The 24,913-nt window shown below is 37.1% G+C and carries 20 protein-coding genes and 1 riboswitch; of the genes, 3 read left to right on the forward strand and 17 right to left on the reverse strand.

Annotation, left to right across the window (positions count from 1 at the left end; genetic code table 11):
* Positions 1–199: 199 nt before the first annotated feature.
* Together GHT08_RS15685 and GHT08_RS15690 are read right to left on the reverse strand one after the other, a co-directional pair.
* Entirely contained in the window at positions 200–1,723 is a 1,524-nt protein-coding gene (locus tag GHT08_RS15685) for an AbgT family transporter (RefSeq protein WP_163582418.1), read from the reverse strand.
* Between the two features lie 223 nt (positions 1,724–1,946).
* Positions 1,947–2,111 carry a hypothetical protein gene (locus tag GHT08_RS15690; protein ID WP_153836654.1) on the reverse strand — a complete coding sequence of 55 codons (165 nt, stop codon included), beginning with the start codon at positions 2,109–2,111 and terminating at the stop codon, positions 1,947–1,949.
* A gap of 308 nt (positions 2,112–2,419) precedes the next feature.
* Here GHT08_RS15690 and GHT08_RS15695 point away from each other — a divergent pair, with 308 nt between their 5' ends.
* The gene (locus tag GHT08_RS15695; RefSeq protein ID WP_163582419.1) at positions 2,420–3,202 is read left to right on the forward strand and encodes a TIGR00266 family protein; all 783 of its coding nucleotides are present in this window, start codon (positions 2,420–2,422) and stop codon (positions 3,200–3,202) included.
* A 206-nt stretch (positions 3,203–3,408) separates the two neighbouring features.
* On the opposite strand, the gene GHT08_RS15700 is transcribed toward GHT08_RS15695, so the two are convergent.
* The 11 genes from GHT08_RS15700 to GHT08_RS15750 all read right to left on the reverse strand — a co-directional run bounded on the left by GHT08_RS15700 (position 3,409) and on the right by GHT08_RS15750 (position 14,087).
* A complete protein-coding gene (locus GHT08_RS15700) occupies positions 3,409–4,209 on the reverse strand; it encodes a DUF4097 family beta strand repeat-containing protein (RefSeq protein WP_163582420.1) in 801 nt (266 codons plus the stop codon).
* Entirely contained in the window at positions 4,206–4,763 is a 558-nt protein-coding gene (locus GHT08_RS15705; protein WP_163582421.1) for an HAAS signaling domain-containing protein, read from the reverse strand. Before GHT08_RS15705 ends, GHT08_RS15700 begins: the two co-directional genes overlap by 4 nt.
* A complete protein-coding gene (locus GHT08_RS15710) occupies positions 4,756–5,079 on the reverse strand; it encodes a PadR family transcriptional regulator (protein WP_018932110.1) in 324 nt (107 codons plus the stop codon). Before GHT08_RS15710 ends, GHT08_RS15705 begins: the two co-directional genes overlap by 8 nt.
* Before the next feature lie 430 nt (positions 5,080–5,509).
* Positions 5,510–5,749: a MerR family transcriptional regulator gene (locus tag GHT08_RS15715; protein WP_163582422.1), complete on the reverse strand. Its 240-nt coding sequence runs from the start codon at positions 5,747–5,749 to the stop codon at positions 5,510–5,512.
* Between the two features lie 23 nt (positions 5,750–5,772).
* Entirely contained in the window at positions 5,773–6,501 is a 729-nt protein-coding gene (locus tag GHT08_RS15720) for an exonuclease domain-containing protein (protein WP_163582423.1), read from the reverse strand.
* A complete protein-coding gene (locus GHT08_RS15725; protein WP_163582424.1) occupies positions 6,495–7,457 on the reverse strand; it encodes a DUF294 nucleotidyltransferase-like domain-containing protein in 963 nt (320 codons plus the stop codon). The genes GHT08_RS15720 and GHT08_RS15725 overlap by 7 nt, the downstream gene beginning before the upstream one ends.
* A gap of 35 nt (positions 7,458–7,492) precedes the next feature.
* Positions 7,493–8,758 carry an ammonium transporter gene (locus tag GHT08_RS15730; protein WP_163582425.1) on the reverse strand — a complete coding sequence of 422 codons (1,266 nt, stop codon included), beginning with the start codon at positions 8,756–8,758 and terminating at the stop codon, positions 7,493–7,495.
* A 661-nt stretch (positions 8,759–9,419) separates the two neighbouring features.
* Positions 9,420–11,345, reverse strand: coding sequence for a fructose-specific PTS transporter subunit EIIC (locus GHT08_RS15735; protein WP_163582426.1), 1,926 nt, complete (start codon positions 11,343–11,345; stop codon positions 9,420–9,422).
* A 202-nt stretch (positions 11,346–11,547) separates the two neighbouring features.
* Complete coding sequence (locus GHT08_RS15740; protein ID WP_163582427.1) at positions 11,548–13,476, reverse strand: BglG family transcription antiterminator; 1,929 nt, start codon at positions 13,474–13,476, stop codon at positions 11,548–11,550.
* A gap of 114 nt (positions 13,477–13,590) precedes the next feature.
* Positions 13,591–13,746, reverse strand: coding sequence for a hypothetical protein (locus tag GHT08_RS15745; RefSeq protein ID WP_163582428.1), 156 nt, complete (start codon positions 13,744–13,746; stop codon positions 13,591–13,593).
* Positions 13,747–13,874: 128 nt separating this feature from the next.
* The gene (locus GHT08_RS15750) at positions 13,875–14,087 is read right to left on the reverse strand and encodes a CDGSH iron-sulfur domain-containing protein (protein ID WP_163582429.1); all 213 of its coding nucleotides are present in this window, start codon (positions 14,085–14,087) and stop codon (positions 13,875–13,877) included.
* Positions 14,088–14,199: 112 nt separating this feature from the next.
* On the opposite strand from GHT08_RS15750, the gene GHT08_RS15755 reads away from it, so the two are divergent.
* Positions 14,200–14,568 (forward strand): carboxymuconolactone decarboxylase family protein, encoded by a 369-nt coding sequence (locus tag GHT08_RS15755; protein ID WP_163582430.1) that lies wholly within the window; start codon positions 14,200–14,202, stop codon positions 14,566–14,568.
* A 43-nt stretch (positions 14,569–14,611) separates the two neighbouring features.
* On the opposite strand, the gene GHT08_RS15760 is transcribed toward GHT08_RS15755, so the two are convergent.
* The 3 genes from GHT08_RS15760 to GHT08_RS15770 form a co-directional block, all read right to left on the reverse strand.
* Positions 14,612–15,790: a hypothetical protein gene (locus GHT08_RS15760; protein ID WP_163582431.1), complete on the reverse strand. Its 1,179-nt coding sequence runs from the start codon at positions 15,788–15,790 to the stop codon at positions 14,612–14,614.
* A gap of 703 nt (positions 15,791–16,493) precedes the next feature.
* Entirely contained in the window at positions 16,494–17,399 is a 906-nt protein-coding gene (gene metA / locus GHT08_RS15765) for a homoserine O-acetyltransferase MetA (protein ID WP_163582432.1), read from the reverse strand.
* A 173-nt stretch (positions 17,400–17,572) separates the two neighbouring features.
* A complete protein-coding gene (locus GHT08_RS15770; RefSeq protein WP_163582433.1) occupies positions 17,573–18,178 on the reverse strand; it encodes a YpjP family protein in 606 nt (201 codons plus the stop codon).
* 328 nt (positions 18,179–18,506) lie between these two features.
* Positions 18,507–18,612: riboswitch (SAM riboswitch) on the reverse strand.
* A gap of 172 nt (positions 18,613–18,784) precedes the next feature.
* Between GHT08_RS15770 and GHT08_RS15775 the strand changes: the two genes are divergently transcribed.
* Entirely contained in the window at positions 18,785–19,609 is an 825-nt protein-coding gene (locus GHT08_RS15775; RefSeq protein ID WP_163582434.1) for an MBL fold metallo-hydrolase, read from the forward strand.
* 216 nt (positions 19,610–19,825) lie between these two features.
* On the opposite strand, the gene GHT08_RS15780 is transcribed toward GHT08_RS15775, so the two are convergent.
* The gene (locus GHT08_RS15780) at positions 19,826–24,484 is read right to left on the reverse strand and encodes a bacterial Ig-like domain-containing protein (RefSeq protein ID WP_163582435.1); all 4,659 of its coding nucleotides are present in this window, start codon (positions 24,482–24,484) and stop codon (positions 19,826–19,828) included.
* Positions 24,485–24,913: the final 429 nt, after the last annotated feature.

Genomic DNA, 24,913 nt, shown 5'->3' on the forward strand with positions numbered 1-24,913 from the left:
AGAATAGCGAAGGCGACCGTTTCGACTCCTCAGGGATTAGCATGCTCTTGGAAAGCGAAACGGTCAGCCGTAGCGGTTGACTTGCACTAGCTAGCTTTCAAAATGGCAACTTCGTTAAACACGCTCATTGCGCTAATTATATAGTTCTTACCTTTTAAAAAAAGGATAAAAACCCGTGATAAGGTTTTTATCCTTTTTCTTAATTATTATAATGGACCGGGGATCCTGGTCCTAGGTCTATTCCTAATAGTATCCACGCGATTAACATTAACGTCCAAATGACAAAGAAAAAGATGGAATACGGGAACATGGTTGAAATGAGGGTACCAATTCCCATTTTCTTATCATATTTTTGTGCATAAGCGATAATTAAAGCAAAGTATGTCATTAATGGCGAAATAATATTTGTTGACGAGTCCGCAATACGATATGCCATCTGTGTCAATTCCGGAGAATAGCCGAACTGCATCATAATTGGAACAAATATAGGTGCCATCATTGCCCATTTTGCTGTTGCACTTCCAATAAAAATATTGATAATACCAGCAATAATAATGAAGACAATTAATAGTGGGATACCAGTTAAACTAATACTGTCTAAAAATTCCGCACCATACACACCGATTAACATGCCTAAATTCGATTCATCAAAGAATGCTACAAACTGACCAGCTGCAAAGGACAGAACAATGAACAGCCCCATTGTCCCCATTGAATCTGATAAGTGGTTAGCAACATCTTTATCATTTTTGATATTCTTCGTTACAATCCCATATACAACACCTGGAATAAAAAACAGAATGAAAAGAATCGGCACCAATGAACTCATAAATGGTGAAATGATAATAGCTCCATCTTCTCCACGTAATGGTGCATTTTCTGGAACAATTAAAAGGGATACGGCAATTAAGCTAACTAGCAATGATAATCCAGCATATGCTAAACCTTTTTTCTCAGCCTTTGTTATGCCAGTTGCATCTTCTTTATAGTTGCCTGTGTAAGCACCCAATCTTGGTTCTACTATTTTTTCAGTTACAAATGTACCTACTAATGTTAATACAAATACGGAGACAATTGTAAAGTAATAATTCATTAGAATATTCATGGTTTCAGCGTATGCTTCATCTGTTGTCGCCGCTATCGTCATTTCACCTAGTAATGGTTCCAATGCAGTCGGGACAAGGTTGGCACTAAACCCGGCTGATACACCAGCAAAGGCAGCAGCAAGACCTGCTAAAGGATGACGACCTATTGCAGCAAAAAGGACTGCACCTAGTGGAGGCAAGACAACATATCCTGCATCTGTTGCCATGCTAGACATAATACCCGCAAACACTAAACCTGCTGTGATTAATGGCTTTGGTAATGCTAAAACAAATGCACGTAACCCAGCACTAATTAATCCAGTACGTTCTGCTAAACCAATCCCAAGCATCGTTACTAGTACAACCCCGAATGGATCAAAGTTAATAAAATTATCTACCATACTTGTAAAGATATAAGTGATTCCTTCTGTATTCAATAAGTTCTTAACCGATACTTGCTCATCTGGATTAACCGGATGTGCTACGGAAACACCAAAGCTGGACACAATCGCTGATGCTATCAACACGATAAATGCTAAAATGACAAAAAGTGTCACTGGGTGTGGTAATTTATTTCCTATATATTCAATTCGATTAAGGCTTCGTTGGAATAAGCCTAATCTTTTCTTTTCTCCCATTATCCATCCACCTCCATAGTTAAACAATAATAATTTTCAGAAAATTGAAGCTATTTTCCAAAAGACAAACTACATTATAAGGGGAATTAGTGCACTTTCAAAGAGGATTAAAAAAAGTTCTAATTTTAATAATTTTCAAAATAGTCTTTTAAAAAAACAAAAAGCCTCCTAATAATCATCAGGAGGCTATATCTCAGCTAGTTCTCATCAAATAACTAGTTGCTTATCTCATCTCTTTACCAGCAATTACCGGTTGTGCTTGCGTGTTTGTTTCTAAATTCATATCTACTTTTAGTTTTTTTCTGCGTGACGTAATTTTTTCAATTGCAGATAAAACTAGAAAAGTAAGCAGAATAGTTAAAGAAACCATGTATAAAGAAGTTACCATAGTCAACTATCCCCTTTCCTAAAAAAATTGCTTCATTTATTAATGAATTCAAGTATATAGTACCATATATTATCTATTTGTAAACATATTTTGCGAAATTCTTTTAAATTCTTTTTCATTCTCCACATTTTCCTCATATGCTCTAAATTTGCTATTCATCTTCAATTAATAGAAATGCGCTAATATCAACATTTTTATAAAATAATTGAATATTTATTCACTTGTTTTAGAATTTTCTGACAACTTGAATCTTATCTGTGATAAGATACGTATATACAAATAGCCTATCACAAAGGAGTTGAATGGAAATGAACAATCATGAAATTGACTTTCAATTATACGGAGACGATATGCAGTTTGTTGAAGTCGAGTTAGATCCACAGGAAACAGTGGTTGCTGAAGCCGGGAGTTTAATGATGATGGATAGTGATATCTCGATGGAAACAATTTTCGGGGACGGGTCTGCCAATCAAGGAGGACTGGTTGGTAAATTACTTGGTGCTGGGAAACGAGTTATTACAGGTGAAAGTTTATTTATGACAACATTTACGAATCAGGGTGCAGGTAAAAAACATGTCTCCTTTGCTTCTCCTTATCCAGGGAAAATCGTACCCATGGATTTAAGTGAATTAAACGGAAAAATAATATGCCAGAAAGATGCTTTCTTAGCTGCTGCTAAAGGAGTGGCTATAGGTGTTGAATTTCAGCGCAAAATGGGGACTGGATTCTTTGGTGGAGAAGGTTTTATTATGCAAAAGTTAGAAGGAGATGGCATGGCATTTGTTCATGCTGGAGGCACCATTCATAAGCGTGAGTTACAACCAGGTGAAAAGCTACGTGTTGATACTGGATGTTTGGTTGCTATGACTGGTGATGTGGATTATAACATTGAATATGTTGGTGGAATCAAAACAGCACTATTTGGTGGAGAAGGGATTTTCTTTGCAACTCTATCAGGACCAGGAACTGTATGGGTGCAATCATTACCATTTAGCCGTCTTGCCAGTAAAGTATTTGCTGCACTTCCTGAAAAAGGTGGAAATAAAGGTGAAGGTGGTATTGGCGGGGTATTTGACTTATTTAATAAGTAACCATATTTATTATCGGCAATTGCAAAACATTCATGATTACCATACGATTATAAGTTAATGGCATGATTGATGAAGTGAGCTTTCCCTCAGCAGGGTTTTAGGGGCGATTAGTACCAAGTAAGAAGCTAGAATGCAGTCATAGGTTGTACTTAACATATCTATAAATATTAAAGGAGTGAACCATAGCTGTTCACTCCTAAATTATTTTATTGAGTTACCGTAATACTGCCATTTTTCGTTGTTAATTTAACCAGGTTATCTCCATCTCCAATTACCGTATTATAATTCGAATTACCAAACAAATTTACGCTTCCGTTGTTTACTTTTGTATCAAGTACCGCATTAGTAGGTTCCTTTTCACTCTGAATCTTAATTCTTCCATTATCTGTTTCAAAGTTGATATTGCGGTCCAAATTAGCTGTTACCAGAGAAATTGCACCGTTATTTGCCCTTGCTGCCAATTCTCCCTCCACGTTTGTAAGATCAATTTTGCCATTGTACGTTCTTAAGTGATAGGTATCCGCTACAATTTCACTAAGCTCTACTTTTCCATTTTTCGTTTCTACATTTATATCATGTACCGCTAAATTTCGAGCATGGATACTGCCATTACTTATATCAACTGCTAACTGCTGATATTCTTGTTCAGGTAAATAGACTGTTATCGTACGTGTACTATTAAAGAAATTAAAACTGAACCATTTTCTCATCTCATGTTCTGTATGAACTGACAATGAATGATTATTTTCTTCTACAACTAATTCCGTTTTAGCATGATTACTCTCAGTTCCCGTCATTTCAACTTTTGGGGTAGGATCTGTTGTAGGTATGATCTCTACTTTTTCATTATTGGCGTCGATTTCAATAGTGGTGATTTCGGCATTTTCAACTTCCTTCATTACAGCAAGGGTAGCTGGTTCATATACACGATAAGAAACTATACTACCAATTATCCCCACGATTAATAGCGCGCAAGCAATTGTAACGATTCTCTTTACATTAATCATGATTTCATTCCACCTTTGACAAGATTGACATTATAATTCAAATATTTGATCAGTCCTTTAGTACCAAATCGGGTGAGATACACCATTCCAATCACAACTAATAATCCCAGTCCACATAGTGTTAAGGAAAAAAACATATCAAAAAATTCAAAGGAATCTGGAAAAACAGCTACATTAATTAGAAATAATAGCGGAGACAATACGAATGCTGCTCCGGTTATCCAGCCTGCTGCAATCAAGCTGACGATAGCGATAAAAGGGCCGAGTACAATTACTAAGTTAAAGAAACTTAATCCAATGACAGCCCAAACAGCTTTGAATATATTACTTGCAGATGAAGTTGACTCCACTTTTTCAACATAATAGCTAGCTAATATTTCTTTCTCAATTTGACTTGGTGAACCTAGCGAATGAGCAATTTCTTCTTCCGTCTTTCCTTCCTCTTTGCCAACCTCGAAGTGCTCATTGAAATCCTGCAAAATATCTTGTCTTTCTTCTTTAGAAAGTTTTTGCAGTCTCGATTCTAGACTCGTTAAAAATTCCTTTTTATTCATTACTAACACCTTCCTTAATTATATGATTTACCCCTTCAGAGAATTGCTGCCATTCTTTGAGTAATTCATACAAATAATCTCTTCCTTTATCTGTCAATTTGTAATATTTACGTGATGGTCCTTCCACCGATTCCTGCAAATAAGTCGTAAAGTACTCCTCCTTTTTCAATCTCCTTAATAAAGGGTAAACAGAACCTTCCGATATAGCTATTCGATCTGATATTTTTTTGACTAGCTCATAACCATAATGATCCTGCTTATTCAACAAAGCAAGCACACATAATTCTAGCGCTCCTTTTTTAAATTGGATATTCATGTTCGCTTACCTCCGATTTTCTCGCCACTACTATTCATTAAACAGTACTGGCATACAATTAGTACTTTGTAGTTTAACTATACCACCAACTACTGTATAATGCAAGGTACTGTTTTTCTTATAAGTGAAGGGGGGGGAGATACAAACTGCGAAATAGTGAAAATTCTATATAGTTACAAAATTAACGGGACTCCTCGTCCGGGGATATCCCTTGCTGTTCCGTGGATATCTTCTTCTCTTCCCTGGATATAGTCGTTTATCCCCTAAAGAGAAGAACTTTTCCCCGGAAGAGAAGCCTTTTTCCTCGGAACAGCGTGGCACATCTGGGGATATCTCTTTTCCATATCTACATTACTTCGCAGTATATGTATATTACTGTGTTTTAGACATTAAAAACCCCCTTTTTGTTTCATTACAAAACGGGGGGTTTTTAATCTTTTAACATTGCCTTGATACCAGCAATGTTAATTCCTTGATCAATCAATTCTTTTATTCTCTTTAATCGTTCGATATCTTGTAAAGAAAACATTCTTCTGTTTCCTTCGTTTCTAGCCGGGGAAATTAAACCTTGTTCTTCATAATAACGAATTTGCCTTCCACTTAATTTTGTCAGTTCCTTTACTACACTAATCGGAAAGGTGGCGATATGATCCGGTATATCATGATTCACGTTCTTTTCCTCTCCTTTCAGAATTAAGGCAAACTAGCAATATGTGTATAAATATCTTTTAAATTCGCAAAGCCCATTTCTTCTACTTTTTTTACATTCTCTGACCATAACTTGGCAGTTGCTGCAGCATCATATAATGCATGATGTCTGCGGCCAATATCAACGCCGTAGTGATCACACCATTCATCTAATGTCACGAATGAAACATCTGGAGACACAACCTTCGTTAAAAAAGAAGTATCTATAATCCGATGCTGAAAACTTGTTTTCAAAGCTGTCCAGCTTGCATGTTTCATAAATTGCTTTTCATGACTCGAGTGATGGGCAATCAAAGTATCGCTACGAACAAATTGGAAGAATTGCCTTAACACTTCTGACAACGGTGCTGCTTGACTTAGTTCTGCTTCAGTGATTCCGGTTAAAGCTGCAATTTCTTCTGAAGGAGGTAATTCACTATAAACCGTTTTATAAAATAACTGGTCTCTTAAGACTTCTGATCCTTTCATTTTCACTGCACCTATCGAGAGAATGCGATCTCCGTTGTAAGGATAAAAACCCGTTGTTTCGATATCAAACACTACTACAGCTAAGTCTTTAAAAGCTGTATTCAACACATCTTTTTGCTTCAATTCTCTTTGTAAATTACGCATATAGGCAATCTTTCTAGCATCTGTTTGACTTGTTACAGGATTCATATCATTCATTTTCCCTGACATCTGCTTAATAAATTGAAGCATTTGATTCATTACCATTTAAAACACTCTTTTTCTATCATATTTTTTGCCTGCTGAAATAGTTCCGTACCTTTTTTCATGTATTCCTTCAACTCCTGTTTGTCTTTTTTTGATAATTTTTTTAAAGGAATATAATGTACTTCTTCATATTCAGTTGCATCTTTAGTGAACTGAAATTTAAAAGCTAGCAAACTTTCAAACAGTCTGTGATACTCAGATAAAAAGGGGTATTTCTCCTTAAGAGCTGCAAACCTTTCAAGAGTTGGTGCTTTCATGATATGGTTACCTAAAACTAATAGTCGTAGCGCGTTAACATATGGAAACAATGCAGTCGTTTTGATATTAATCTGACCTGTTCTTTTTCCTGATTGTTGCGGCAATAACTGACCAAATACTCCGACGCCTTTTTGAATAAAGCCTACATTATCCACCAGTCTATTCATTATTTCTGGGTGACTTTGAATATATGAAAATGTTACTTGTTTAACGCCCTCCAGTAATTTTTCTTCCCCTACTAAGACACGTGAATCAAAGAAAGTGGAGAAATGGCGTAATGATTGCCAACTTTCTTCATCAAGCCAGTCGCTGACTTGACGGTTCCAATCTTCCATTGATTTCGTCCATAATGATTCAGATGCCATCACTTTACCTTCACATCGCTCATAACCGACTATTTCCAAACCATCAACAATCTCTGTTCCTAACTTTTGAAAATAGGCCTGATGTTTTTCAGCACCATTAAAAATAATCCCATGATCCTGATCACTCCATATGGATTGTTCTCTTCTACCGGCACTACCCATCAGAAAAAAAGCGAAGGGAGCAGGGACTTCACCCTGCTCTACCTTAACTTTCTCCATTGCTAATTGTACGGTTTTCAGCATTAAATCATCGTGAAAATCGTTTAATTGTTCTTGGTCCATTTGTACTTGAATCTGTTGTTCACGCCATTTCCTTATGTCTTCGTAACTCATGACGGAGGTCCTCTCCTTTATCGAAGAACGATGCATTATTTCGCTTGTTCATTCGGGTGTGGTATATTCTCAGGATAACCATAGCTACCATGCTCACTCATGTCAAGGCCAATAATTTCCTCTTCTTCAGAAACTCTTAATCCTCCCATTACTTTATCCATAATCTTAAGGATAATGAATGATACAACAAATGCATAAGCACCAGATGCTACAACACCTAGGATCTGAACACCTAATTGCTCAAATCCACCACCGTAGAATAAACCTGGTTGACCCCAATCCATGCCGACTGACAATTCATGTGTAGCGAAGAAACCAGTGGAAATCGTACCCCAAACCCCGACAGTACCGTGAACAGATAATGCAAAGATTGGATCGTCAATTTGAGCACGATCAAAGAATCGCATACTAGCGTAAACGATCAGACCACCAATCGCACCAATCACTACTGCTGCCCATGGTTCAACGAAACCACATGATGCTGTAATGGCTACCAGACCAGCTAATGCACCATTTAATGTCGTTGGGACATCTGCTTTTCCTGTTACTGCCCAAACGAGTAACATTGCTGCGATTGCACCAGCTGCCGCTCCTAATTGTGTGTTTAAAATAACATAGCCAAAGAATGCGTCTTCTACCCCAAACGTACTTGCACCGTTAAAACCAAACCAACCTACCCAAAGTAGTAATACTGCTAATGCTGTATATACTTGGTTGTGTCCTGCTAACTCATTAGAAGAACCATCTTTATTGTATTTACCTATACGGGGTTTTAAAATAACTGTTGCTGCTAGTGCTGCCATTGCACCTGTTAAGTGTACAACTGTTGAGCCAGCAAAGTCTTGCTTACCATGATCCGCTAACCAGCCTGCACCCCAAATCCAGTGAGCAACAACTGGATAAACAAGTGCCGAGAATAAAACTGCAAATATAACATATGCTGATAATTTTGCACGTTCCGCGAAACCACCGAATGCAATGGTTAAGGCGATGAGTGCAAACATCATTTGAAACATAAAGTCAACTGCTGGGGATAAACCATCTTCACTAAATGATGTATCACCATAGAAGAAATCAGATAAACCGATAAACATGTTACCATCACCATAAATGAAGCCCCAACCGACAGCCCAGAATACGATTGAGCCGATCCCAATTGTAAAAATGGTCTTTCCTGCAATGTGGCCGGCGTTCTTCATTCGAGTAGAACCAGCCTCAAGTAAAATAAATCCACCAATCATTAATAAAACTAAAAAAGTACCAATAATGACCCATAAATTATCCATAAGTACAGTATCCATAATCTTTTCCCTCTCCTTGTAAATAATATTAACATCAACTGTTAAATACAGTGTAAGCTGAAAGCTAGTGCCCCACAATTTTCATGTAAGGTAATCTAACAAGATTTTTCGTAGAGGGTAATTTGGATCAGATTAGCACAAGAAAAGCGCAGAGCGCCCGTTTAGAAACGTAGCGACTGGAACGCATCAACTGAGATAAAGGAATCACGGTGAGTTTACGAACCGATGATGACTTATCGGAGGGCGATTCGTGAAGTCGCCTAGTTTCTGGGCGTTCGGAGCTAGACATCTCCGAAAATTTTATACTTTCTTGTCTCATAAGAAAAACTGGGCAACCAACGCCGGTCCATCATTAAATGTTATTTAGATCTCGATTACTTTGGTAGTAATGACGGAATATATGAACAGCTTGACGACCACTCCGGCTATCCATTTCCCTCCCCCGTTAGCTAACTTTCCCAAGCCGAAAATCCACTTGCAAAGTTAGTAAGATCCTACCCACGTAAAGCGAAGTAATTAGTCGGAAACATTGGCAAATACACATAAAATATTTCAAAATAACTACTTCACTTAACCACGGTGGTTGCACTGATTTTATACTTTCTTGTTTGACAATAAAAAACCCCCTTCCTCCAGGATAACTGGAGAAGGGGGATTACTGTTATTGTATTTGGTCTAACAATTGATACGCTTCTTCTGCAGATTTTACATTTAACAATTGCTCTCTAAATTGATCATCCATTAATTTTCTGGAGAGCATTTGCAGAATCTTCAAATGTGCGTCTCCTTCCGCATGCTTCGGTACGGCAATCATAAAGATCAGTTTCGCTAGAGAATCATCAGCACTATGCCAATCTACCCCGTCTTTTTGAAGGCCGAACACAACGCGTGGTGCTTTTACTGCATCTGATTTGCCATGAGGAATAGCCACATTCATACCGATACCTGTAGAGCTTTCTGCTTCACGATCTAATATTGCTTTTCTGAAGTGCTCTTTAGAAGTTAACACATCATTTGCATCTAATTTTGCAATCATTTCATCAATAACTTCATCTCTGTCATTTGCTTTTATCTCTGGATCGATTAAGTCAACATTTGTAATGTCTGTTAGTTTCTCGATTTGTTCCACTGTTTGAGCGGCAGATTCATCACTTATTTCTTCCTCTGCTTCTTCCATTACCGGATTATCTACATCTTTTTTCACTAACTTGATCATGAACGCTGTCACTACCGAACCAATAATAATGGCAACGAAGAACATCAATACATTGTCAACCGCGCCTAATATCCCAACAATTGGACCACCGTGTGCTACACTATCTCCAACGTTACTTAACATCGCAATAACTGAACCTGTCATCGATCCGACCATAATACTTGGGATCACACGTAAAGGATCCTGTGCCGCAAATGGGATCGCACCCTCCGTAATACCGAAGAATCCCATTGTTAAAGATGCTTTACCAGTTTCTTGTTGGGCTTGTTCAAATTTATTTTTGAACATTAATGTTGCCAAACCTAAACCAATTGGTGGCACCGCAATCGCAACTGCAATGGGGCCCATGATTTCATAGTTACCTTCCCCAATCATGGCGGCACCAAATAAAAAGGCTACTTTATTAACCGGTCCACCCATATCAAATGAAATCATCGCACCTAAAATAAGTGCTAATAAAATCGAACTTGTTCCTTGCATACCTGCAAGCCAACCTGTGAGTGATTCAAAAATTTGTGCTACTGGAGCACCGATTAACAATACAAAAAGAAGACCTACTACTAAAGAAGATATTACTGGAATAATTATGATTGGCATAATGGGTTGTACCATCTTTGGCACTTTAATTTTCTTAACCCATAACGCCACATAACCCGCTAAGAAACCTGCAATAATACCACCAAGGAAACCAGCACTTGCTTCACTACCGTAAAAACTGCCGTTTGCAGCAATATAACCGCCAATCATACCTGGTGCAAGACCAGGACGATCTGCTATACTGTAAGCAATATAACCAGCAAGGATTGGTACCATAAAGCTAAAGGCTGCATTACCAATTGATTCTATTGTTTTCCAAAAGGAATCCTCTGGTATTGTAATTCCACCTTCTCCAGGATTACCACCTATAGTTAAAGCAATTGCAATCAATAAACCACCGACAACGATAAATGGCACCATAAAGGAGACGCCGTTCATTAAGTGACGGTAAATTGGATTTTGCTTCGTTCCTTCTGAAGCAGTCGGCATTTTTTCTTTTTTACTACTTGCTTCCCCCTTATGAACAGGGGCATCATCACTTAATGCTTGTTTAATTAAATCCTTGGGGTTTCGAATCCCTTCCTGCACACCTGTAGCTACTAATTTCTTACCAACGAAACGGGATTTATTAACTGTTTTATCAGCCGCAATGATGATCGCATCTGCTTCTTCAATTTCAGCAGCAGTTAATTCATTTTCTGCCCCAATCGAGCCTTGCGTTTCCACTTTAATATCTATATTCATCTCTTCTGCTGCTTTTTCCAAATTCTCAGCAGCCATATACGTATGCGCAATCCCATTAGGACAAGATGTAATCGCTAATATTTTTGTCATTTGTAACACCTTCCCTTGTTGTAATTACCTATAGTATACCCCTAAATTGGCTTATCAAAATAAAAGAAACTTACCACTACTTCCGGCAAAAATGATATTTTTAGTTCAGATGAACAGGGAAAATTGCCCCATTTGTTATCATGAGAAAAACTGTTACCTTAACATAAGAAATCCTTACAATTCTCAGAACTGCAAGGATTATTTAATCTATTATAGCTAAAAAATCATCCACATCTGTTACAGCGGTTAGTTTGGCAACTTTCTCAGGATTGCCTGCTAACCTAGATAACTGGTGGAATAGCTTTCTTCTTTTATCGGATGGCTCCTGTTTTAATACGAGGAAAAAAACTAAAGAGACTAATTCCGTACCCCATGTAATCGGTTCTTTTAACGTTGCTACTATTATGGCAGACTCTTTTACTAAATTTGGGTCCCCATGTGGAATGGCAATACCACCACCGATTGCTGTAGCTGCTGCTCGTTCACGAATTAGCGCCTGATGACCATAATCCTCTTCTACCAAGCCATCATAAACTAATCTCTCTGATAATTTCTCTATTAATTCGAAGCGATGTTCTATAGCTAAATCTAAAAATACATACTCGTCTTTTAGATAACTTCTTAATACAGAATCACGATTACCTAGGCTCTTTCCAAGCAAGGCATTTCGCAGCTTATTCTTGTCATGCTCGTTAAAAAGAGGGGTAATCATCACATATGGAATAGTTTCACTCTCTATAGGCATAGTCGAAACAATTAGGTCTACTGACTGTTCTTTTAAAAACAGTTCCAATTTATTTTGTGAAAGTGTTGCAATAACATCGATTTCATGAAACGATGCAGAAATTTTCGAACGTAATATTTCTGATACGCCAATCCCCATATGACACACAATTACTATTTTCTTGTTAAACTGGCGTTCCCCTCTTATTCGTTCCACTGAAGCTTGATAATGCAAGGTTAAAAATGCCACTTCATCTTCTGGAATTTCAAATGGCAATTCCTCTTCCATATCCTGAAATGCTGTAATTAAAGCATCAAACATAAACGGATACATCTGTTTAATATCTGCTGCCAGCGGATTTTGAACAGGGAGTTCATATTTCAATCGATTGATAACCGAATAAAGATGTACCTTTAATCCTTCTTTTAATGTTTCATCCTGACCAAAAGGCATTAATGCTAAAACACTCAGCCGTTTGGTCAGCACTTCTGTCAGCCATTCTGCTTGTTGGTCAACATCCGCATCAAAATGAGACACATCGCCATGCCTTTCCTGAAACTTTGCACCTAGAAATTGCATCGTTAAGTAGACCTTTTCCTGTTCTGGGACTTTAATAAGAAAGATACGCTCTAAGTCCTGCACTAATTTCTCCATCCATTGAAATTCTTGTTTCTTTGTTATAAAAGTTATATGTTCTTTACTTATATCTACCATATGGTTTGATTTCAACCTTTTCATCATTACAATGATATAGATTTTTAAATTCTTTATACTTTCATCTGTTAGTGGTATTTGATAATGGCGAATAAAGGTTAAAAAAAATTGATCCAGTGCTTGTCGTTCATGTTCTTGCACTTGTTGATACACAAAAGAAAAATCTCGTGAGTCTTTCTCTTCTTTATAGAAATCGAGATGCTGTATTGCTATTCGAATATCCTTTTCTGTTGCTTCGACTACTATACCAACTTTTTGTTTAGTCTTTATCTGTACATTTTTAGTTTTCAACCATGTTTCCATCTCTTCAATCACTTTTTTTATGGCAGAGTGTGACACAAAGTAGCGATCTGTTAACTGTTGAATAGAGATATTTTCATGAATAAGAAGCTGAAATAGTATTTCTTTTTGTTCTAAAACGTCCAAAACACTTCTTTTCTCCCTATTTTCAGACTGTATTAATGATAATATCTCCTGCTTTTCATCATCAGAAATTTCAATCGATACACCGACACCAGGCTTTCTAATCAATCGCCCATTACTTTGTTCTTTTAAAAACGATTCCACTATTTGCAAATCATTACGAATGGTTTTCTCTGAACAATTTAACTCTTCGGCCAAATGCTGCACTAAAGCTACTTGTCCATCTGCTAGCAATAACTTCTTTAAGAGAATCCGTTGCCTCTCCTTCATGAAATCACCTCCATTTCCAACACAACAATACTACAAGTCACATCCAACCGCAATGGCAATCAAAAGGAAAAGGCACTAACCGAACTGGCTGTGCCTTCTGCTTCACTATTTCAATTATAACAATCGACCAAAGACGTAGGTGATAAGGAACCACAAAATTCCAAAGAAAATAATTAAATAGGTTATATATTTAATTACAGCAACGCCAACTTTACTAGAGTCTGATTTCTTCTCTTTTCTTTCGACTTCGACATCTCTGTGTTGTGTCATAGATAATCATTTCTCCTCTCTTTTAGTAGCGTTACAGATGTAATACCACTTAACGAGAGTTTAAAACAACATACTTTCAAAATAGAAAAAAAGCATTAGCACACAAAATCCTTGTGTGCTTGGCAAACTTATTTCGCTCTGATTTGGTCCTGGAAACCAATTTCTTTATGTGATCCATCACAGAACGGTTTGTTTTTGGATGCACCACATCGACACAGGGAAAATTTTTGTTTTGTTTCGAATGGATTTCCCTCTGCATCCACTAATTCAACATCTCCTGTTACTAGAATCGAGCCATTGTCTCTTACCTTTAGTTGTACTTTATTGTTAGTTTCACTCACCTTTTATTCCCCCCTCTACAAATTTTAACTGAGTTTCTTCGCTTCTGTCTATCACCACTTGTATAAAATATTATGCTTTTTCACACATTAAAATGAAAGGCGGGATAAAAAGATGGAAAATAATGAACATGTAAACTATTTTGATCAATCCATAGCAGATTTCAAACGTGGCACTCGAAGGATGGAAGAATACTTACCTGAAATGACTAGAGGATATTTTGAGTTTACCGAAGAGGCATTTAAGGATGGAACAATTGGTAAAAAGCAAAAGCAACTCATGGCGTTAGCGATTAGTATTTATGCCCAGGACGAGTATTGTATTATTTATCATTCAAAAGGTGCTGTAGAAAACGGTGCTAGCCAGGAGGAACTAATGGAAACAATTGCTGTTAGTGCTGCATTAGGCGGAGGTGCAGCATTCGCCCAGGCCGTAACCCTCGCTACAGATTCCTATGCACACTATCAACAAAAACTACATTAAGTATAACCGGGCACAATCTTGAGCCCGGTTTTTCATTAAAAGCTTATTTCAAAGGTTGTTGTTTCTTTTCTTTTTCTTTTAACTGCTCATACCGCTTTTTTTGTCGATATCCATAAGTTGCAGAAAGTATTGTTTCTTCACTTTCTAAGGCTGTTCCTAAAGCACCGATGATTGTTGCAAAGCTGGTGATAATCCACGCTATGTAAAAGTAATTACTGTAATTAACGTGAGAACTTACTTGCGATTCTAACATACCGATAGGAATGAATAAAAAAACAGCAATTAAGAACAGAAGATATAAGTTTAAATAGAATAATGTAACTGAAATGACCAATGTACAAACCGTGGTTATATTGTATAACATTCTTTTTAGGTTATTTGTTTCAATTCTTGGGGATTCCCATAATTTATGAGCGACGATAATCCAAGTTACCATCGCAATAATAGACACAACGCTTAATATAATCATACGCCACGTCTCATATTCACTCGCTAACATCCATGAAGTCGGAAAAATTAAGGCATAAGTTCCTGTGGTAAATGCAACAACCATTACTTTTATGAAAGATGGAAACATTCTAGAAGGACGGTTCGCCCGTACCATACCAGGCAAAATTCGTAAGCCTCCTAAGTATTTAGAAGGAATAGTAAAACGAACATCGATATTTTTCTCACCATTTTGAGGTGTTTCTCTTCTAACTGGAGAGAACCTCTCTAGCCCTTTTTTGCTAACTAGTATATAACCATTAACAATTCTTAGACCGTCTTTAGCTGCTTCCTCTATCTTATCTGTCAATTTTTGTTGGTCTTCATCAGTGACTCCTCTGTACATTTCATTGACTAATTGGATAATAGATGCCCTAATTCGTTTGACCATTGGGGTAGATCCAAGAGCAGGTAAACTAAGTAATGCTATATTCTTTTTTTCATATGCTTCAGCAACCACAACATTACTATTATGGAATAACGGTAAATCTGTTAAACAAATCAAAAAAACATTATCATATTCTTGTGCATTTTCTAATATTAATTCCAAAATCTCCCTTGCATTCTCTGTCGATCCTGTTAAAGGATCTGTTTCGTGTTCAAATTCCCAATCCACTGTTTCATCAACATAATACTTCAACAAGGAAGGCAAATCACTTTTCATTTCATCAATGACATCATCTGCAAATCCTGGAGCGGTAATTATTTTTATCTTTTTATTAGAACTACTCAACATCACTCACCTCATACAAACCATTTACTAATGTTTTACACAAAGTTTGTGATTTAAACCATTTTATAAGTATTAATTCTAAATGAGGAAGCGTTATACTAATTAATCGCAATACTTCTGAATTACTATAAGAAAAACCGGGAAAGCCCACCCGGTCCTGTCCAAAGTAGTTATTTTGACATGAATAATAGGCGTAACAACCGCTTCAGCTTGCCCACTTCGCTTTCCGTGGGGCGTATCTTCAGCTAACTTTTGCAAAGAAGATCGCTTTACAAAAGTGGATCTGCAGATCACGCTGATCCCACAGGAGTCGAAGTGGACAGCCGCAGCGATGGTTTCCTGTACAAGCTATTTCAAAATGGCAACTCTGCTTACAAATGCGTTGATACCGCGGATTATATGCTTTCCTATATTAAGGAAAGCACAGAGCGCCCGTTTAGAAGCGTAGCGACTGGAGCGGATCAACTGAGATAAAGGAACCCCGGTGAGTTTACGAACCGATGATGACTTTCACCTAAAGGCATAAGTGCGACTAAGCCTCTGGTTTCACCAATCGGCAAGTCTTCTTTATCGTAGGGCGATTCGTGAAGTCGCCTAGTTTCTGGGCGCTCGGAGCTAGACAAGCACACACTTTTATACTTTCTTGCCTTATAATCAAAAAAAGCTTAAAACCTATTCCATTTACTTAATAGGTTCCAAGCTTTGATTATAATTCATAGGGTGTTTCCTGATAAACATAATAATTCAGCCAATTAGAGATCAATATATTAGAATGTGTGCGCCAGCGTAGTTTTGGTGTTTGATTCGGATCATTATTCGGATAATAATTTTCTGGTATGATCGGGTTTAATCCAGCTGCCATATCCCGATCAAACTCTTTCTTTAATGTTAAAGCATCATATTCTGGGTGGCCTGTAACAAAGATTTGTTTACCATCTGTTGAGGCGACCATATATACTCCCGCTTGCTCCGACTCACTTAATATCTTCAATCTTGAGACCTTTTCGATATCTTCTTTTCGTATATCAGCATGACGTGAATGGGGCACTAAAAACTCCTCATCAAAACCACTGACTAACTTCTCTCTTGGTTCATTGAGCGTATGTGTATAAATGCCTGATAATTTTTCCGGCATCATATACTTATCTACCCCGTAATGATAGTAGAGACCTGCCATTGCACCCCAACAAATATGCAGGGTAGAGGTGACATTCGTTTTACTCCACTTCATAATTTCAGACAGTTCATCCCAGTAATTCACTTCTTCGTAAGCTAGTTTTTCAATTGGTGCACCAGTAATGATTAGTCCATCATATCTATTAGCCTTTACATCATCAATCGATTTATAAAATTGCTTTAAATGCTCTACCGATGTATTCCTGGAAGTATGTGTACTCGTATGCAATAATCCTACCTCTAATTGTAATGGGCTGTTTCCTAATAATCGTAATAAATGGGTTTCGGTTTGCTGCTTTAATGGCATTAAATTTAATATTAATATTTTAAGTGGCCGAATGTCTTGTTTAAATGCCCGGCTTTCATCCATAACAAAAATATTCTCTTCTTGTAACTTACTCTTGGCTGGTAATAAATCCGGCACTTTGATAGGCATTTTTTGTGGCTCCTTTGTTAATAAATTCCCTAAAATGAAAAAATTCACGATAACATCTATTTTATCGATATTTTGGATTAAAATAAAGGGAAATGTTTTAAAATTCTGACATATTATATTTCTAATATTATGGTTAAAAAGGATGCCCTCCTATACGTAAGGCATCCTATCTATTACGACATCCATTTTGGTGGTGTATCTTTTCCCCAATAAACTTCTGCTATCGGGAAGTGCTCTTCGAATTGATCGACTTGCAAATGATAGTGGAATTGAAAATAATAACCGTCTTGTGGTCTTCTTAACCGATTGACATGAAACTTTGCAACATTTTCTTTATCTTTTATATGGTATAAGTTAAAGATACGCTCTCCATATCCGCCTGAGGGCTCTTCGGCAATCATTAAATATTGGCTTTCTTCTTCACCAATTTCTTTATATAGTGCATCTAATACCGTTTCAAGATTTGGTAAGACAGTTCGATTAAGATCTCCATTCACTTTTGCCGAGATTTTTGTACCTAGCTTTGTTTGCACTTGTTCTTTTGCAAGATGATTTAATTCCTCGAGATAAAGTTGATTCGAGTCTTCAAGAATTAAGTTTTCTTCTGTTATCGAATCTTCAATTTCTTCTTTATCTACTTGTTTCGACTGATCTTCGCTTGGCTCAATGTCCTTTTTGCCTAGGTCTACATCAGCATTAGTGTAGATAGGGGGAACATATAACCCAAGCGTTAATATCGTCACTAATAAAACGGTTAATTTTTTCATCCACATTTTCATCTCGATCGAACTCCCTCACATCGACTTACTAAAATTTTATCATTTTTTACTAATTTGTCCATACATGTAAAGGGGTTTTTCATTTTTTACATAATTTTTACTTATGTTTGTGCTAAGCTTTGTCTCGGAATTTCTGGTTGTTCTGCATCAATCACTTCACCATTAAGGGAGTTACCTAATGTAACAACAATTTCAAGAATTATTTTTCCATCATTTGTACATTCTCCTCACCTTATTTTGAAATAAAAAAATCCTTCCCTATAAAAGATAGAGAAGGATTCTACGATTAATTACATTATACTACACAAAAAACAATCGTGGTCGAATCTTCTCATCTTCGAATCAAAATCGATTCTCTGAAAGTGGCACCGGGCACATACGTGCTGGTTGCCGAGGCTTCGCAGGGTCAGTCCCTCCACCTCTCTGGATAAGAAAATCTTGCGTTTTATTAAATTGTAAATACATCACTTGGATTTGCTACAAATCATATCATACTACTTAAAAAACAACAAGCGCTTTTTTTAATTTTCAGATAATAGTATAAATCTGTTCATTTCACACCAAAATAAGGATGATAGTTTACGTACAAATAAGGTGGGAAAAACAATGGATCAAGAACATATTGATAAGTGGAAAGACCTTGAACATGATTTAGACCATGCCATTCCGGAAGAAGTCCTTCCAGATATCGCTTATTACCGGACTCTTGTTGTTAACGTCATCATGATCGGTGCTCCAAATGAAGATTGGGTCTTAATCGATAGTGGCACGCGCAAATATCATGATAGAATTCTTCACGCTTGCGAATACCGTTATGGCAATAAACCACCACAAGCAATTATATTAACCCATGGTCATTTTGATCATATCGGTTCCGCGAAAAAATTGACAGAATACTGGAACGCACCAATATATATCCACGAAAACGAAATGGATTTTGTCACAGGCAAGAAGGAATACCCTCCAGGGGATCCAACTGTTGGTGGAGGAATGATTTCATTATTATCAACAATATTTCCTACCAAGCCAGAACACTTGGAAGGTCTTGTAACAGCATTACCAAATGATGGTTCTGTTCCTTTTCTCGAGGATTGGCAGTACATCAAAACACCCGGACACACCCCCGGTCACATTAGTTTGTTTCGTGAAAAAGATCGTGTTTTAATTGCAGGTGATGCCCTTTCAACTGAAAAACCAGAGTCATCCTGGGCAGTGTTTTTCCCTTTACAGCACGTTTACGGACCACCTGCTTATTTTACTGAAGACTGGATTAGCGCAGAAGAGACTGTCAAAAAGCTAGCTGATCTAAACCCCGACATGATAATCGCTGGTCACGGTTTACCGATGGAAGGCGAGACAATGAAAAAGGAACTAAGAAAACTGGCAGACAACTTTATTGAACAAGCAATTCCTAAACATAAGCGTCAGTGATTAATCAATTAAATGCACTAGTCGACGAAACTACTTATACATGAGTCTTCTACAGCTATGATTTCTTGGCTATCCTCGCTTGACTTCTATACTGTTTCGTTGTGAGATGGTGTTAAATCTATTTTTGACATAAGCAGTATAGAAAGGTAAGACTAACTAAAACGAAAAAACAGTAGAAGAGTGGTATTAGCAATTTACCACTCTTCTTTATTCAATCTATCGAGAAGTTTTCATCCTACTATCGTTTCGGTTTTTTCGGACTGCCAAAACACCTATAGTCACACCACTAACAATGAAGGCAATTCCTATCAAAATCCATTGAAAGATATTGGTTGCTGTACTTGGGAGTGTGGATCCTCCACTTTTTTCAATAATTGCCTGCTCAGCTTGCTCACTATCCTTATCCAATACAGTGAAAGTACTAAAATGTTGAACATTTGCTGTTACTTTTCCGTCCTTATAATTTCCGCCAACCGATTCCCATTTTTGACTATCCTCGTTTAAGTGATAGATACTTAATTCATTTAGATTATCAATTCTTTGTTCTTTTAAGATAAAAGAAATCGTGACAGAATGAGTACCAAATTCACTTATTTCCTCATCATTCTGTTTAATAGTAAAATCATAGACAGCACTTGCAGCATGTTCTATATCAGCAAGTTTGTCCAGTGTTATAAGTGCTTCAGCCTCTACCAAAATTACGGAAGGAATGATTAACTCTACCTCATTATTTCGAATATGGAGAGCAGCTCCTTTATCTTTCAACAGTTTAACTTGATCCTCTGTTAATTGAATGGTTACTGGTCCCTTTTCTACTGGGAATTCGACAATAAGCAGATTACCATCGCTGATTTTTTCTATGTCTGATAAATCAATCGCTGCTACTCCATCGTTTATATCTGGTTTTGTGATAACAGGGACTTCCTCTGATTCACTGTCACGATCCGTACTTCCGTCAGTCGAATCCGGTTCTGAATCACTATCTGGAAGTGATGGATTGTCTTTATTTTCATCTGGTTTTTCTGAAGGATCTGTTTCATCCTCTTCTATGTCATCATCTGATGGTTCTTCATATTGTGCCATAAATTCATTAAAGGTATCCCAAATATCTCCCCAGATGATTTGGCCATTTTGATCTCTTTCAAATTCCGTAATTTCTTCTAAGACAGCTAAAACATCTTGAGGGACCTGATCACCAGATTGATTCGCAGTTTCCTGGCCAGTGTACATAAAATTATTATTTGTTAGAAGGCGTGATGGATATTGATCTACCGCTTCTTCAGCATTTCCTTCTTTCGTATGGAAAGAAATGAAGCCGTCAATTGAGAAGTTCTCCTCAATTCCAGAATAAGTGGTAAACGAAATATTGCCACCTTCGTTATCAAATGCATAATTATTCTCTGCAATCACAACTGGATTACTATTACTATCAAAACCTACTGCACCATTACCAAATGCAATACTATTTCGAATCACATGTGGGACATATACACCTTCTCCACCAAGCTTGAATCCATTTTTACTACCATTACCAGGTTCACTTCCTGTTACATAGCCATTATTAAAAGCAATACTATTCTCAATAGTGACTGCACCAATTGCCCCAGTTCCTACTTTAGTGTATAGATCCCAACCATCGTCAATGTTATTATGTGAAATGGAACCCCGAAATATATTACCTTCTCCTACTGTCAATTTCGCTGCGAACCCGTCCGCATTATTTTCAGAAGGATCCCGATTATCGAATGTCATACTATTTAAAACAAGATTATTGGAAGGCCATTCCTCTATAGTATTTGCTTGATCTGTACGGCTTATCTGTAATCCGGTATCACCATTTTCATAAACAGCAACATTCTCAATAATATTATGACTACCTCCAATATGAAATCCTTTCATATTGGGGCCTGACCGTGTAAAATCAATCCCTTTAATGTGCCAATAATCTCCACTATGGACAACACCTTCTGTTCGGGTATCAAAATCAATGACTGGCCTATTGTCCGCCTCAGGATCGGCTATTAAAACTTTTCTGTCTTCTTCTGTTCCGTCATTGTACTTGGCAATCTCCAATCTTTTATTGCGAAGATAATGACCTTCCTGCACTATAATTTTCTGACCTTTTTGTACATAATCAATAGCCGTGTCTAAATCTAAAGGCTGCTCCCTTGACCCATCTCCCTTACTTGTACCATCTGGGGCAACGTAAATATTCCCTTCTTCACCCGCGTAAGTTTTCATTGACACAGTGAAATTTTGTATAATCGAACTGTAATCTGTCAGCTCTTGCGTATCATCAGGGACAAACACAACAGTAAAATTAGTATTGAGATTAGATTCTAGTGTTGTTTCAAGATCAACTAATTCATTTCCTGTAACATGGATATCTTCCGCAATAATATCATGTCCTTTCCTAACAGTCACTCTCCCATCAACATTTGATTTAAACATAAATGAATAGTCAGCATCTGCCGTTTTATCCAATGATACAATATCTAATTTAGGTGTAACTGGATCTTTTGGTGGTTCTACTTTCGGTGCATCTGTTTCTATAGCACTTACAGTCAAATCAATGTTACTTACTTCAATCGTCGCTACTCGTGCAGTATAAAAACCAACATACATTTTATCATTTTGAACGTTTAATATTTCTGGTTCAAAAATATGATGCTCTTCGCCATTATTTAGTTTCCCGACAAAACCACTATTTGTTTTTGCTAGTGTTAAACGATAATTTGTTTCCGTTGTTTCTAATGTTGGCTTCTGTTCGTCTATCATGATACGCTGTAGTCCTTGACTGCCTTCACCATCAGATGATAGTACGCCTGTTCTAGCCAAAAGCTGCGTTCCATTCGGATCTCTAGTGCCTCCACTAAACCCACCAACTGCAGCTATATTAGAAGCAAAAACAGCAGAGTCACCTTCTATTCCGATAGCATCTCTTGCCATCATACCGAACGACTCTTGTCCATCATGAGGGTCTTTAGCATAATTTATTACTTTAATATCTGCAGATAAAACAAAATTGTCTTGATTGGCATCTAATTCTGTATAATAATATGAAATACCATCATGATCTCCCGTAATTTTACCTCCATTTTCAGCAGCTAATTTCACTGCTCCATCATCTAATATTTCTACCGTATTATTCTTAGATGATGTAGATTGTCCGAAATGAGTTGACTTCCATTCATGTGCCTCTTGTTCACGAACAGTGACAGAATACGTTATAGCTGATAACCCATCAATGTTCGGCTCGATCTTTATCACATATACACCAGGTTTACGAGAGTCATATGAAGAAGCATCTATGGCAAAATCTGCTTCATCAAGTAATTCTACATCCCCATTGTCATACACTTTTGCGACCGTTAAATCATCACTTTGAAAGGTATCCCCAACAAAAAAGGTGGTTTGTGGATAGTCCTGTATTTCCATCTGTTGCAATTCTTTTTCTTTCACTGTAATTGGAACTGATGTTTCAGCTTGTTTGTACTGAATAGTAAGCTCCTTTTCTCCTATCGTTTCAGAATCAAAACCATGAACTTCTAAATCTGATGGTATCAACCTTACTGCATGCCCATCAGTGTAAATAGCATAGACGGCCATCCCTGAAAGATCGAGTTCATCCCCTAAGAAATAGATTAGCTTATTTGGAAGTTGACGCACCTCTAGTTCTTGAACCCTTTCTTCCATCACTTCGATCTCAAAGACTGTCGATACTTCCGGCCTCTCTATTGAAGTAACTACAACTTCATGAGTCCCTGGCTCATCTAGTACCGTACCTTCTCCTATCTCCTCACCATTAATACTTAGTGTATATAGCTCATCTGGTATTTCCTCTGTAATAAAGCCGTCATTATATGTAGCTTCAATGACTAAGCCTTCCGGATGAAATATGTCACCTACATAGTACTTTTCTTTAGCTGGGTAGTACTTGACTTCTAAACCTGTCACTGTATGAGGAACGATTTCGACATCGATAGTTTCAGTGACTCCATTATAATGAATGGTTAACGTATTAGTACCATTCTCACTATTATCAAAGCCCGTGACAACATAATCCTCTGGCGAAAGAATTTCTGTTGTACCGTCATCATATATTGCGGTCACTTCAAGGCCTGTTAAATCTAGTTCTTCACCAATTAAATACTCTCGCTTCTCCAAAAGTTCCTCATTAATTTCTAAACCGCTTACATTTTGTGACTCTATAATTGTAATGTCATCAAATCTAACTTTCGCTCCTCTTGCTGCATAAACACCAACATGTATATTTTCCGAAAAAATATCCTCTGCTGTAAATGTTTCGGTTTCTCCATTGGATTCAAGTAAGTACGTCTCGCCTGTTTTCTTTATAGATAATTGGTATACTTCATTCATTATAGGAATTTTATTATTTGCAAACCCTTCTAATTTTGCTAAGGAATCTCTTTTGTAAAAGCCTTTTATAACCTGATCTAATGCACCGACAGCTACATAGTTAGACTCATGTCCAACAGAACTGTGGTGCTCACCAATTTCATCTCTTAGCATTAATCCAAAGGAAACCTGATTATCAGGCTCAAAATATTCAACTGTAGCTGTTGCCTTTATTTCGAAATTGGATTGAGCAGAAATAGAATCATATAAAAAGGAGATTCCATCGACAGTGCTGGATATTTTACCGCCATTTGCCTCAATAGTTGCTACATTTTCGGAATGGAAAGTAGGATCTGGATTTTTGTCAATAGATGTATTGGAACCAAAAGCAACAAATTCCATACCACTTTCCCCCTGATTACTAGTAGTTTCGGCTGTAATATTGACTACTTGAAAATTAGATACTAAAAGGAGAGTTATTGCAAATATCGCAAACATTCGTTGATGTTTTTTCATCTCATCACCTTCCTAAAATTATTTAATTGTTAATAAACTACCAAAATCCTCCTTCCTATACTAGCCTCACCATATAACAACGTTGTTATTTTTGAGGTGAGTTTTACTCTAGACTCCATTTCTTATAACAAAAATTGTAAACGTATACATATGTTCAGTCAATAGTTTCCAAAAATATCGACATATTACACTGTAAAATAAATCTTTTTTACCATTTGATAAGGTCCTGTTATGTTTTTGGCATAGTAAAAATTGATCACAAGGATAACCATTATTGATTCTCCGGGCATTTCATCCTTCAGATATAACTCATCCCAAAACTAAGAAAAACCGGTAAAGCACACCCGGTCCTGTCCAAAGTAGTTATTTTGACATGAATAATAGGCGTAACAACCGCTGCGGCTTGCCCACTTCGCTTTACAAAAGTGG

The organism is Gracilibacillus saliphilus, from assembly GCF_010994085.1.
GTDB lineage: Bacteria > Bacillota > Bacilli > Bacillales > Amphibacillaceae > Gracilibacillus > Gracilibacillus lacisalsi.